The sequence below is a fragment of the Paenibacillus sp. CR_12 genome, from assembly GCF_041953985.1.
Taxonomy (GTDB): domain Bacteria; phylum Bacillota; class Bacilli; order Paenibacillales; family Paenibacillaceae; genus Paenibacillus_AQ; species Paenibacillus_AQ lautus_A.
Genome location: NZ_JAVFHO010000014.1, coordinates 31,325 through 45,313, shown reverse-complemented (window position 1 = coordinate 45,313; position 13,989 = coordinate 31,325). Strand labels below are relative to the sequence as shown.

Sequence of the window (13,989 nt, the reverse complement as noted above, 5' to 3'; positions counted from 1 at the left end):
GTTAACGGGATGTTTGGTCCCGCCTCCTATCCAGCAGGTAAAACGTTATTATTCTCCGCCTTTGATCTTGGACACAATTTCATCGGAGATATTCTTAGGAACTTCTTCGTAGTGGGAGAGTTCCATGGAGAACACGCCGCGTCCTTGTGTACCGGAGCGAAGGGTAGTGGAGTAACCGAACATTTCGGAAAGAGGCACTTTCGCACGGATAATTTGAGTACCACCACGGGAGTCCATACCTTCGATACGTCCACGGCGGGAGTTCAGCATACCCATTACGTCGCCCATGTATTCCTCAGGCACGGTAACTTCAACTTTCATGATTGGCTCGAGCAGGACAGGCTTACACTTGTCTTTAGCTGCTTTCAGAGCCATGGAACCAGCGATTTTAAACGCCATTTCATTGGAGTCAACATCATGGTACGAACCGTCGACGATGGTTGCTTTAACGTCAACAAGCGGGAAGCCGGCAAGTACACCGTTCTTCATTTGCTCTTCGATACCTTGTTGTGCAGGACCAATGTATTCTCTTGGTACAGAACCACCGACAACCTTGCTGTCGAATTGGTTACCGCTACCAGGTTCCAGAGGTTCGAACTCAACCCATACGTGACCGTATTGACCACGACCACCGGACTGACGAACGAATTTACCTTCAACGCGAGCTGGCGCACGGAATGTTTCGCGGTAAGCTACCTGTGGTTTACCCACGTTGGTTTCTACCTTGAACTCACGACGCATACGGTCGATGATGATGTCCAAGTGAAGCTCACCCATACCTGCCAAGATCGTTTGGCCAGTTTCTTCATCGGTATGCGCACGAAGAGTTGGATCCTCTTCCGTCAACTTACCGAGAGCCACGCCCATTTTATCTTGGTCAGCTTTTGTTTTAGGCTCAACTGCGATTTCGATAACCGGATCAGGGAAGTTCATGGACTCCAGGATAACCGGGTTTTTCTCATCACATAGTGTATCACCTGTGCCCGTATCTTTCAAACCTACGGCAGCTGCGATATCTCCGGCGAATACTTCGGAAATTTCTTGACGGCTGTTCGCATGCATTTGAAGGATACGACCAATGCGCTCACGCTTGCCTTTTGTTGCATTCAGTACGTAAGAACCGGATTGCAGTACGCCGGAGTATACGCGGAAGAATGTCAGCTTACCAACGTAAGGGTCTGTTGCGATTTTGAATGCCAAAGCCGAGAACGGCTCGTCATCGGAAGAATGCCGAATAGCTTCGGTTCCGTCTTCAAGGGTACCCTTGATGTCTGGAACGTCAGTTGGAGCCGGCAAATAATCGATTACGGCATCAAGCATCAACTGAACGCCTTTGTTACGGTAAGAAGATCCGCAGATAACCGGGAAGATCTTAACTTCGACAACACCTTTACGCAGAGCAGCTTTCAACTCAGCGATGGTGATTTCTTCACCTTCAAGATATTTCATTGTCAAGTCTTCGTCAAGTTCTGCTACCTTCTCAACCAACTCGTTGCGAAGCTCTTCCACTTGATCCTTGAATTCTGCTGGAATTTCGGTTTCTTCGATATTTTGCCCGAGGTCATCCTTATACATATAAGCTTTTTCCTCGATAATATCGATGATGCCAATGAAATCGTTCTCTGCACCGATCGGAAGCTGAATTGCTACCGCGTTCGCTTGCAGACGCTCTCTCATATCTTTAACTACGTTCAAGTAGTCGGCACCGATAATATCCATTTTGTTTACGTATGCGATCCGCGGAACTCCGTAACGGTCTGCTTGTCTCCAAACAGTCTCCGACTGAGGTTCAACGCCCTCTTTCGCACTGAATACACCTACTGCCCCATCCAATACACGAAGGGAACGTTCAACTTCTACTGTGAAGTCAACGTGCCCCGGGGTGTCGATAATATTAACGCGATGACCCTTCCAAGAAGCGGTAGTCGCAGCGGACGTAATCGTGATACCGCGCTCCTGCTCCTGTTCCATCCAGTCCATTGTAGCTGCACCCTCGTGAACTTCCCCGATTTTGTGCGTACGGCCTGTATAGAACAAAATCCGCTCTGTAGTGGTCGTTTTACCAGCGTCAATATGCGCCATGATCCCGATATTACGTGTATTTTTCAAGGAGAACTCTCTTGTCGCCATGCGAATAGTCTCCCTTCAAAATTTGAAGTATAAATTAGTTGCTGAATCCTACCAACGGTAGTGAGCAAACGCTTTGTTCGCTTCAGCCATTTTGTGCGTGTCTTCGCGTTTCTTAACGGAAGCGCCTGTGTTGTTGGAAGCGTCGATGATCTCAGCCGCCAAACGCTCTTCCATCGTCTTCTCACCGCGGTTGCGGGAGTAGTTTACGAGCCAACGTAATCCAAGGGATGTACGTCTCTCTGGTTTAACTTCGATCGGAACCTGGTAGTTAGCACCGCCGACACGACGAGCTTTAACTTCCAATACTGGCATGATGTTCTTGATAGCTGCTTCAAACACTTCCATCGGATCATTACCAGTACGTTCCTTGATGATGTTGAACGAATTGTAAAGGATGCTTTGAGCAACACCTCTTTTACCATCCAACATGATGCGGTTGATCAGACGAGTTACCAGTTTGCTGTTATACACCGGATCTGGCAGCACGTCTCTTTTAGTTACTGGACCTTTGCGTGGCATGGATATCCCCCTTTCTTCAGTCATGAGTCATGTTAAGAAAACATGAGCATCAATTAGCTTTTTGCTTTCGGACGCTTCGTGCCGTATTTGGAACGAGCTTGCATCCGGTTGTTTACACCAGCGGTATCAAGTGCGCCGCGAACGATATGGTAACGTACACCCGGAAGGTCTTTTACCCGTCCACCGCGAACCAATACAACACTGTGCTCTTGCAAGTTATGTCCGATACCCGGAATGTAAGCCGTCACCTCAATGCGGTTCGTCAAGCGAACACGAGCATATTTACGAAGTGCGGAGTTCGGTTTTTTCGGCGTCATCGTGCCTACACGAGTGCATACACCGCGTTTTTGCGGAGCGCTCAAGTCGGTCTCCTCACGTTTCAAAGCGTTAAAACCTTTTTGAAGAGCTGGAGATTTCGATTTGTAAACTTTAGCTTGACGGCCCTTGCGAACCAGTTGGTTAATTGTTGGCATGCTAGCCACCCCCTTCCCGTATTTATCATTCGATTACGAACCCGTTTAAGTCCACAGACCCAGGCGGTTCATAAAAGAACAAATGAAAAGTTTTTGCCGAGAGAAGTAACGCCTTCTCCAACAAAAACGATTTCTCAAATCATGATTTCAAGACAGCTACCATAGCTGCACCGACTTCAATACCGCATGCTTCCCCAAGCTCTGTCATCGTGGGTACATAGTTGATATGCACGCCATTCTTATCACACTCGGATACGACTTTTGAAATCAAACGCTGGTCGCAATCTTCAGCCACGTAAACCTCAGCGGCCAGACCAGATTCAACGGCCTTCATCGTTTGTTTGGTGCCAATCTTGATGTGTGCATCCTGTAATCCTTTATCATTAGACACAAGTCATTCCTCCAAAAGAACAGGGAACAAAGAAACTATTCACGCACCTTTGCTATATTAGCATCTGCCTTAAACGATGTCAAGCTATTAAATCAGGAAAAAAGAAACATTGGAACAGGGAGATTCATCGTCTTACGACGCGTCATCTCCCCGTCACCTGACTGTCTCTTAATCTATAGAAGCTGTTTCGAGTTCCTGACTTTCGTCATTCACATCGTCCTGTCCCGCGAACTTCACACTGCGATATCGGTTCATACCGGTTCCCGCAGGGATCAGCTTACCAATGATAACATTCTCTTTCAGACCAAGCAGCTGATCGACTTTACCTTTAATGGCAGCGTCGGTCAACACGCGAGTCGTCTCCTGGAAGGAGGCCGCCGACAAGAACGAATCAGTTTCGAGAGATGCCTTCGTAATACCGAGGAGAACCGGTTTGGCAACCGCTGGTTCTTTCCCGGAAAGAATAGCGTCTTTATTAGCTGTCTCGTATTCATGCATATCCACGAAGGAGCCTGGCAGCAGGTTGGTATCTCCCGCATCCACGATACGGAATTTACGCAGCATCTGTCTGATCATAACTTCAACGTGTTTATCGTTAATTTCTACGCCTTGGTTACGGTATACGCGCTGAACTTCCTGAAGGATGTAGTTCTGCACGCCACGGATACCCTTGATGCGAAGCATCTCCTTCGGATCAATGGAACCATCGGTCAGCTCATCCCCAGCTTCGATGTGCTTGCCTTCGCTTACGCGCAGACGGGAGCCATAGGTAACCGCGTAAACTTTGGTTTCAGCTTCACCTTGAATTTCGATTTCACGACGGTCCTTCGTTTCACGGATCTCTTTAACCACACCGTCGATCTCACTAATGGTTGCTTGACCTTTAGGATTACGGGCTTCAAAGAGCTCCTGGATACGCGGAAGACCTTGTGTAATATCATCACCGGCAACGCCGCCTGTGTGGAATGTACGCATCGTGAGCTGTGTCCCCGGTTCGCCGATAGATTGCGCCGCGATAATACCAACCGCTTCACCAATCTCAACATGCTTACCAGTAGCCAGGTTACGACCGTAACATTTTTTGCAGACGCCATAACGTGCACGGCAGCTCAAGATGGAACGAATTTGAAGCTTCTCGACGCCAGCTGCCACGATTTCTTCAGCTTTGTCGGAGTCAATCAATTCGTTGCGGTTTACGATGATCTCTTTGGTTTCCGGATGACGAACGGTTTCAAATGCATAACGTCCCTCGATACGGTCATAGAGATCCTCGATCACTTCCTTGCCGTCCTGAATACGGCTAACCATAAAGCCTTTATCCGTGCTGCACTCGTCTTCGCGAACGATGACATCCTGGGCCACGTCGACAAGTCGACGAGTCAAGTAACCGGAGTCAGCGGTACGAAGCGCTGTATCGGCAAGACCTTTACGCGCACCGTGCGTGGACAGGAAGTACTCGAGTACCGTCAGTCCTTCACGGAAGTTCGATTTGATCGGGAGTTCGATGATACGGCCCGACGGGTTCGCCATCAGACCCCGCATGCCACCGAGCTGGGTGATCTGCGATTTGTTACCCCGCGCCTTGGAATCCACCATGAGCATGATGGAGTTAAAGCGATCCATCGACTTCATGAGTACATCCGTAATATCGTCTTTGGTCTTGGACCAGATGTCGATAACGCGGTCATAACGTTCTTCGTTCGTGATCAAGCCGCGGCGATATTGGTTCGTTACCACTTTAACCTTCTCGTCGGACTCTTTCAGGATTTCGTTCTTCTCGTCAGGTACGATAACGTCGGATACCGCAACGGTTACGCCTGCACGGGTAGAGTATGTGAAACCGATCTGCTTGATTTTATCCAAAATCACAGAGGTTTCCGTTGTATGGTACGTTTCGAAACAGCGTGCAATGATGGAACCCAGGTATTCCTTGCCAACGGCTCCGCTGACCGGCAGTTCCTGGATCACTTTTTGAATATCTGCACCCTTCTCGTATACGAAATACTTCTCAGGCGTGCCTTGCAGCAGGTTCGTACGAGTCGCTTCATTGATGTACGGGAAGCTGGCAGGGAAAATCTCGTTAAAGATAATCCGGCCGATCGTCGTAATCAAAATCGCATCCTGCTGTTTGTCGGTGAAGCTGGTTTTGCCAAGGGCTTTAACCGGAATCGCTACGCGTGCATGCAGACCGGCTGCTTCACGCTGATAAGCGGAAACCGCTTCGTTCACGCTGCCCAGAATCATGCCGGTACCTTTCTCTTCCTTGTTATCCATTGTCAGATAGAAGGAACCCAGTACCATATCCTGAGACGGCGTAACAACCGGCTTACCGTCTTTCGGGTTCAAAATGTTGCCTGATGCCAGCATCAACAGACGCGCTTCAGCTTGGGCCTCAGCGGACAAAGGAACGTGAACCGCCATTTGGTCACCGTCAAAGTCAGCGTTATACGCCGTACATACGAGCGGGTGAAGACGGATCGCATGGCCCTCAACCAGAATCGGCTCAAATGCTTGAATACCGAGTCTGTGAAGCGTCGGTGCACGGTTCAGAAGAACCGGATGCTCTTTAATGACTTCTTCGAGCACATCCCATACTTCTGGACTTACACGTTCTACTTTGCGTTTCGCACTCTTGATATTATGTGCCAGGCCTTTGTTGACCAGTTCTTTCATCACGAACGGCTTGAAGAGCTCGAGCGCCATTTTCTTAGGCAGACCGCATTGGTACATTTTCAGGTAAGGACCTACGACGATAACGGAACGACCAGAGTAGTCAACCCGTTTACCGAGCAAGTTCTGACGGAAACGTCCTTGTTTACCCTTCAGCATGTGGCTGAGGGATTTAAGCGGACGGTTACCCGGACCTGTTACCGGACGGCCGCGGCGGCCGTTGTCGATCAGTGCATCGACAGCTTCCTGCAGCATGCGCTTCTCGTTTTGAACAATGATATCCGGCGCGCCGAGATCCAGCAGTCTTTTCAGACGGTTGTTCCGGTTAATAACACGGCGGTACAGATCGTTCAAGTCGGAAGTCGCAAAGCGTCCGCCATCAAGTTGAACCATCGGACGAAGCTCCGGCGGAATGACCGGCAGCACATCCATGATCATCCATTCCGGATTGTTGCCGGAGTTGCGGAACGCCTCAATCACTTCCAGGCGTTTGATTGCCCGGTTGCGGCGCTGACCTTGTGCAGTGCGCAGTTCTTCCTTAAGGAATTCAAGCTCCTTCTCGATATCAATGTCTTGAAGAAGTTTCTTGACCGCTTCAGCACCCATGCCCGCTTGGAAGCCGTAGCCGTACTTCTCACGGTAGCTGCGGTATTCCTTCTCGGACAGCAGTTGCTTCTTCTCCAGCGGCGTATCTCCTGGATCGGTTACAACATAAGATGCGAAGTAAATGATCTCCTCAAGAGATCTTGGGGACATATCCAGAGCCAGACCCATCCGGCTTGGAATGCCTTTGAAATACCAAATGTGCGATACAGGAGCTGCGAGCTCGATATGGCCCATCCGTTCGCGGCGGACTTTGGCGCGCGTAACTTCAACGCCGCAGCGATCGCAGACTACTCCTTTATAACGGACACGCTTATACTTACCGCAATGACATTCCCAGTCCTTCTGAGGACCGAAAATACGCTCGCAGAAGAGGCCTTCTTTCTCCGGCTTCAATGTACGGTAGTTAATCGTTTCCGGCTTCTTCACCTCTCCGCGAGACCAAGAACGGATTTTTTCCGGTGAAGCAAGACCGATTTTCATGTACTCAAAATTGTTAACGTCCAACAAGGAGCAACCCTCCTCAACCTAGTCCTATTTATGTGCTGTACGACCATAACACCACCGCCGACTAATCAGCCGACGGGGGTGAATGATTGACCGTTATTCCACTCCGACTTCAGCGCCTTCCAAGTTAAGGCTCAGTTTATCACCTTGAGCATCGTCTTCGTCATCGAGTTCTTTCATCTCGATTTCCTCTTCGTTCTCGCTCAGGATTTTAACGTCCATACCGAGAGACTGAAGCTCTTTAATCAATACCTTGAACGATTCAGGAACACCCGGTTCCGGAACGTTCTCGCCTTTGACGATCGATTCGTAGGTTTTCACCCGGCCGACCACGTCATCGGACTTGACGGTAAGAATTTCTTGCAGCGTATAGGCAGCACCGTAAGCTTCAAGCGCCCATACTTCCATCTCACCGAAGCGCTGTCCGCCGAACTGGGCTTTACCACCCAGCGGCTGTTGCGTAACGAGGGAGTATGGTCCCGTGGAACGGGCGTGAATTTTATCGTCAACCATGTGCGCGAGCTTGATCATGTGCATGACGCCGACGGTAACTTCACGTTCAAAACGTTCGCCCGTCCGTCCGTCGTACAACACGGTTTTACCATTGCGCTGCATGCCTGCTTCTTCCATCGTATCAAACACGTCATACTCGCTTGCACCGTCGAATACCGGTGAAGCCACGTGAATGCCGAGCTGGAGCGCAGCCATACCCAAGTGAACCTCAAGCACCTGACCGATGTTCATCCGTGATGGAACCCCCAGAGGATTCAACACAACTTGAACCGGCGTGCCATCCGGCAGGAACGGCATGTCTTCTTCAGGCAAAATACGGGCAACGACACCTTTGTTACCGTGACGTCCGGCCATTTTGTCGCCTTCGGAGATTTTACGTTTCTGTGCGATGTAGACGCGAACCAATTGGTTGACGCCCGGCGGCAATTCGTCGCCGTTCTCACGCGTAAACACCTTCACGTCCACGATGATTCCGTCACTACCGTGAGGAACGCGCAGCGAGGTATCGCGCACTTCGCGAGCCTTCTCACCGAAGATCGCATGCAAGAGACGCTCCTCTGCCGTCAGCTCGGTTACGCCCTTAGGCGTTACCTTACCAACGAGAATGTCGCCAGCGCTGATTTCGGCACCGATGCGGATGATTCCGCGCTCGTCAAGGTTCTTGAGCGCTTCTTCCCCTACGTTAGGAATATCGCGCGTGATTTCCTCCGGACCGAGCTTCGTGTCACGAGCCTCGGATTCGTACTCCTCGATATGGATCGAAGTGTACACATCCTCTTTGACCAGCTTCTCGGAGAGAAGAATCGCATCCTCGTAGTTGTAGCCTTCCCAAGTCATGAACGCAACGACGACGTTGCGGCCCAGCGCCAATTCGCCCATCTCGGTGGATGGTCCGTCAGCCAGGATGTCACCTTTTTTGATCACATCGCCGCGCTTGACGATTGGACGCTGATTGATGCATGTTCCTTGGTTCGAACGCATAAATTTGTGTAATTTATATTTAACAATATCGCCTTTGACTTCTTGTCCGTCGATATTTTCCACGCGGCGGAGCCAGATTTCGTTGGCGGATGAACGTTCAATAATCCCGTCGTATTTGGATACAATACATACACCGGAGTCTTTCGCAGACTTATGCTCCATCCCGGTTCCGACGAGCGGAGCCTTAGGAATAAGAAGCGGAACAGCCTGCCGCTGCATGTTCGATCCCATCAGCGCGCGGTTGGAGTCATCGTTCTCGAGGAACGGAATGAGCGCCGTCGCTACCGACACGACCTGCTTAGGCGATACGTCCATGTAGTCTACACGGTCGCTCGGCATCGGAAGGATGTTGTCGGATTGCTTGTTATAACGGACGATTACCATTTCGTCAGCGAAGGTACCGTCTTCGTTGAGCTCGGCGTTTGCCTGGGCAACGATGTAGTTATCCTCTTCGTCTGCAGTCAGGTAATCGATTTGGTCCGTGACTTTACCGGTCTTCGGATCCACCCAACGGTACGGAGCTTCGATGAAGCCATACTCGTTGATGCGCGCAAACGTCGACAAGGAGTTGATCAGACCGATGTTCGGTCCCTCCGGCGTCTCGATCGGACACATACGGCCATAGTGACTGTGGTGAACGTCCCGCACTTCAAAGCCCGCGCGCTCACGCGTCAAACCGCCCGGTCCGAGTGCAGACAGACGACGTTTGTGCGTCAGTTCCGCTAGCGGGTTAGTCTGATCCATGAACTGGGACAACTGGGAGCTGCCGAAGAACTCTTTGATCGATGCGATAACCGGACGGATGTTGATGAGCGCCTGCGGCGTTATCACGTTCGCATCCTGGATCGACATTCTCTCGCGAACAACGCGTTCCATCCGGGACAAACCGATACGGAACTGATTTTGGAGCAATTCGCCCACAGAACGCAGACGACGGTTACCCAGGTGATCGATATCATCCGTATTGCCGATTCCATGCAGCAGGTTGATGAAGTAGCTGATGGAGGAAATGATATCCGCCTGCGTAATATGCTTCACGGATTTATCGATGTTTGCGTTCGCGATGACCTTCACGACTTTTCCGTCCTCGATCGGAGAGAATACGTCGATCGTTTGCAGCGGGATATCCTCGCTGTCCATCACGCCTCCGGCAACATGATAATTCTTGAAGCCTACGCTCTTCTCAAGGTAAGGCATAATCTCGTCCAAAAGACGACGGTCTACGGTTTGACCGGCTTCCGCAACGATCTCACCCGTATCGATGTCTATCAAACTTTCTGCCAAACGTTGATTGAAGAGACGGTTCTTAATATGAAGCTTCTTGTTGATCTTATAACGACCAACGTTAGCCAGATCATAACGCTTCGGATCGAAGAAACGGGCAACGAGAAGGCTCTTCGCATTCTCCAGTGTTGGCGGCTCGCCCGGGCGAAGGCGTTCATAGATTTCAATGAGCGCTTTTTCCGTGGAGTCCGTGTTGTCTTTATCCAGCGTATTTTGAATATATTCATCATTGCCCAGAAGATCCAAAATCTCGGCATCCGTGCCAAAACCAAGCGCACGTAAAAGCACCGTTACAGGGATTTTACGGGTGCGGTCGATCCGGACATAAATAATGTCCTTCGCGTCCATCTCCAGTTCCAGCCAAGCGCCGCGGTTAGGGATAACTGTTGCAGTGTACGTCGTCTTACCGTTTTTATCCACTTTCGTGCTGAAATAGACGCTGGGAGAGCGAACCAACTGGCTGACAATAACCCGTTCGGCACCATTGATAATGAATGTTCCGGTTTCCGTCATTAACGGGAAGTCTCCCATGAACACTTCCTGCTCCTTGACCTCTCCGGTCTCCTTGTTAATGAGCCGGACTTTCACGCGGAGCGGCGCCGCATAAGTAACGTCGCGTTCTTTCGCGTCATCGACGGTGTATTTCGGTTCTCCAAGGCTGTAGTCAATGAACTCTAGCACCAAATTGCCCGTGAAATCCTGGATCGGCGAGATGTCCTGGAACATTTCGCGGAGTCCTTCCTCCAAAAACCATTCATAAGATTTTTGTTGGATTTCAATCAGGTTCGGAACTTCGAGTACCTCGTTAATACGAGCATAACTTCGCCGAGTGCGTCGACCATATTGAACAAGATGTCCTGCCAACTTAAACTCACCCCTCATGTCTACTCACTTTAAAAATTTCATTGCGAACCTCTGTTTGTAACACTATAATGGAACATACAGAGGACACTCCCATAAATAGAGAAAAGCCCTTATCGAATACCTTTTCGAAAAAAGAGCAGCTTATCCATGGTTATGATAATCATCTCATATCCTGTAGATTTGCCCAAAATGTACATATTATACGTCAATATGACCGACTTTATGCGTATTTCCGCATAATAAGTCTTGACATTTCAGCCAACTAAAGACAAAGAGACCATCCTAATACTGACATTTTATAATAATACCATACCAGCATACCCAAGTCAACAGCCTAGTCGAACTATTTTAAGAAGATTTCGTCGCTTTGAATATTCGGTACCCTTTATCCTTCGTTACTTCCTCAACCCGTTCAAATAAACTCTCCAGCTTCGCTTTGGCCGAAGGCGCACCCTGCTTCTTCTGAATCACAACCCACAACTGTCCATTCTCGCGCAGATGTTTCCATGATTCCTCGAATATGGCATGCACTGTTTCTTTTCCCGCACGAATCGGCGGATTGGTCAGAACCACATCAAATTGCTGATCCTTCACCGCCTCAAACAAGTCGCTTTCTAAGATCGTAACGTTGTTTATACCGTTGCGCTTCGCATTCTCTTTGGCCAATTCGACAGCCCGGCTATTGATGTCGATCATCGTCACATGGCCTTGTGTGGCCATTCTTGCCGCCGTTAGACCGATCGGGCCGTACCCGCACCCTACATCCAGCACTTGGGCATCCTGCCCGAAATCCATGGCGTCTATCAACACCTTGCTGCCATAATCCACGCCGCCCTTGGAGAATACGCCAGCGTCGCTGACCAAACTAAATGACTGCCCTCGAAGTTCCGTCTTTAGCTCCTTACGATCATGAGCAATCTCCGGCTGGTTTGAGTAATAATGTTGATTCGGCATCATTTCCTCCGTCTTGAATCAAATTCTGCCCGTCTAAGGCATATCGGCCTTAAGCGCTCCATTATTCCAGTATAACCTTTCCTGCGGAGAATCAGTACGCGTTGAACTCCCCGCCACAATAACAAACCCCTTGAACAAATATTCAAGGGGTTTGCTTCTTGCTGACATTCATCTAGAGAAGTAATTACTTCACTTCTACGGATGCGCCTGCTTCTTCCAATTTAGCTTTAACAGCTTCAGCTTCTTCTTTAGCTACTTTTTCTTTCAATGGTTTTGGAGCGTTGTCAACCAGTTCTTTTGCTTCTTTCAAGCCAAGACCTGTGATTTCGCGAACCACTTTGATTACGTTGATTTTGGACGCGCCTGCGCTAGTCAGGATTACGTCGAATTCGGATTGCTCTGCTTCAGCAGCTGCACCAGCGCCACCTACAACAGCTACTGGAGCTGCAGCAGTTACACCAAATTCTTCTTCGATTGCTTTTACGAGATCGTTCAGTTCCAGAACAGACATACCTTTAATTGCTTCCAAGATTTGCTCTTTGCTCATTTAAGTTGAACCTCCATTTATTATTAAGATTTGATAGTTGTTGTTACACAGCTTCAGCAAGACAAGGCTTATGCGCCTTGTTCTTCCTTCTCAGCAACGGCTTTAACTGCAAGCGCGAAGTTGCGCACTGGAGCTTGAAGCACGCTGAGGAGCATGGAGAGGAGACCTTCGCGGGACGGAAGTTCTGCCAGAGCTTTGATTTCGCTCTCTCCGATTACACGGCCTTCAACTACGCCGCCTTTCAATTTCAACGCGTCGTTTTTCTTAGCAAAATCATTGAGGATTTTTGCTGGAGCGACAGCGTCATTGGTACCAAAAGCAACAGCTGTAGGACCAGTCAGGACTTCGTCCAGATCAGTCAGCTCTGCTGCCGCAGTTGCACGGCGAAGCAGCGTGTTTTTCAGTACTTGGAACTCGACGCCAGCTTCACGAAGCTGCTTACGAAGTTCAGTTACTTGCGCAACGTTCAGTCCGCGATAGTCAGCAACTACTGTAGATACGCTCTCGCGCAGCTTAGCAGCAACGACATCAACCGCTTCTTGTTTCGCTTGAATCACTTTTGCGTTTGCCAATGATTACACCTCCTGGTTGTATTAGTAGCGTAAGAGCACCAAGCTCTCCGCTCTTCCTACGGGCACTAAAAAAGCCTCCGTAGAATCACGAAGGCCTGATGAATCATCATTTGGCCGGTACAACCGGACAAATTGTTGACGTTCTATCATAACACCTCGGTAGGAAATTAAGCCTGCTTAGGGCACCTACTGTCTACGGTAAGCATATTCAACTTTAAGGGTCAGTCTCGAAGACTCACAACTGTTACATAATATCAAACCTCATTGACTAAAGTCAATGGTAATATTATCTGTAAACGGTTGTGTTCACGCGAGCGCTTGGTCCCATCGTCGAGGAAACAGCGATGCCTTTCAGGTATACACCTTTAGCGGCAGCTGGCTTCGCACGATTCAATGCATCGATGAGAGCTTTGAGGTTCTCATTCAATTGAGCTGCATCGAAAGACACTTTGCCGATTGGCGCGTGAATTTGACCTGCTTTGTCCAGACGGTACTCGATTTTACCGGCTTTGATTTCTTGAACAGCCTTGGCAACATCGAATGTAACCGTACCAGCTTTAGGGTTAGGCATCAGGCCTTTACCACCGAGCAGACGGCCAAGTTTACCGACTTCACTCATCATATCAGGTGTAGCTACGCAGACATCGAACTCGAACCAGCCTTGTTGGATTTTGTTGATCATGTCCTGATCGCCAACAAAATCAGCGCCAGCCGCTTCAGCCTCTTTCGCTTTTTCACCTTTTGCAAATACCAGAACGCGTTGTGTTTTACCTGTGCCGTGAGGCAAGACAACAACACCACGAACAGCCTGGTCTTGTTTACGCGGGTCTACGCCCAAACGTACAGCCGCTTCAACAGTTTCGTCGAATTTGGCAGTTGCAGCCTTCTTCACAAGCTCTACAGCTTCCAAAGGCTCATAAGTTGCTTCGCTGTCAATCAGCTTGGCAGCTTCAACGTATTTCTTACCGTGTTTAGCCATGT

10 protein-coding genes and 1 other annotated feature are annotated in these 13,989 nt (G+C 49.4%); all 10 genes read right to left on the bottom strand.

The features are described from left to right. Nucleotides 1-48 precede the first annotated feature (48 nt). Entirely contained in the window at nt 49-2,130 is a 2,082-nt protein-coding gene (gene fusA / locus RB297_RS30210; RefSeq protein WP_009591969.1) for an elongation factor G, read from the bottom strand. A gap of 48 nt (nt 2,131-2,178) precedes the next feature. Next, nucleotides 2,179-2,649, bottom strand: a complete 471-nt coding sequence (gene rpsG, locus RB297_RS30205) for a 30S ribosomal protein S7 (protein WP_006212929.1) — start codon at nt 2,647-2,649, stop codon at nt 2,179-2,181. Nucleotides 2,650-2,702: 53 nt separating this feature from the next. After that, nucleotides 2,703-3,122 carry a 30S ribosomal protein S12 gene (rpsL, locus tag RB297_RS30200; RefSeq protein ID WP_006212930.1) on the bottom strand — a complete coding sequence of 140 codons (420 nt, stop codon included), beginning with the start codon at nt 3,120-3,122 and terminating at the stop codon, nt 2,703-2,705. 139 nt (nt 3,123-3,261) lie between these two features. Further along, entirely contained in the window at nt 3,262-3,513 is a 252-nt protein-coding gene (locus RB297_RS30195) for a ribosomal L7Ae/L30e/S12e/Gadd45 family protein (RefSeq protein ID WP_009591977.1), read from the bottom strand. Nucleotides 3,514-3,681: 168 nt separating this feature from the next. Further along, entirely contained in the window at nt 3,682-7,296 is a 3,615-nt protein-coding gene (rpoC, locus tag RB297_RS30190) for a DNA-directed RNA polymerase subunit beta' (protein WP_096777174.1), read from the bottom strand. 93 nt (nt 7,297-7,389) lie between these two features. Beyond that, on the bottom strand, nt 7,390-10,935 hold the full coding sequence (gene rpoB / locus RB297_RS30185; RefSeq protein ID WP_036662748.1) for a DNA-directed RNA polymerase subunit beta: 3,546 nt from the start codon (nt 10,933-10,935) through the stop codon (nt 7,390-7,392). 348 nt (nt 10,936-11,283) lie between these two features. Then, nucleotides 11,284-11,889 carry a class I SAM-dependent methyltransferase gene (locus tag RB297_RS30180; protein ID WP_213581000.1) on the bottom strand — a complete coding sequence of 202 codons (606 nt, stop codon included), beginning with the start codon at nt 11,887-11,889 and terminating at the stop codon, nt 11,284-11,286. A 184-nt stretch (nt 11,890-12,073) separates the two neighbouring features. Continuing rightward, nucleotides 12,074-12,436, bottom strand: coding sequence for a 50S ribosomal protein L7/L12 (gene rplL, locus RB297_RS30175; protein ID WP_009591984.1), 363 nt, complete (start codon nt 12,434-12,436; stop codon nt 12,074-12,076). A gap of 68 nt (nt 12,437-12,504) precedes the next feature. Further along, nucleotides 12,505-13,008 carry a 50S ribosomal protein L10 gene (rplJ, locus tag RB297_RS30170; RefSeq protein WP_009591975.1) on the bottom strand — a complete coding sequence of 168 codons (504 nt, stop codon included), beginning with the start codon at nt 13,006-13,008 and terminating at the stop codon, nt 12,505-12,507. A gap of 58 nt (nt 13,009-13,066) precedes the next feature. Continuing rightward, nucleotides 13,067-13,225: a sequence feature (ribosomal protein L10 leader region), on the bottom strand. 69 nt (nt 13,226-13,294) lie between these two features. Continuing rightward, nucleotides 13,295-13,987 carry a 50S ribosomal protein L1 gene (gene rplA, locus RB297_RS30165; RefSeq protein WP_009591966.1) on the bottom strand — a complete coding sequence of 231 codons (693 nt, stop codon included), beginning with the start codon at nt 13,985-13,987 and terminating at the stop codon, nt 13,295-13,297. Nucleotides 13,988-13,989: the final 2 nt, after the last annotated feature.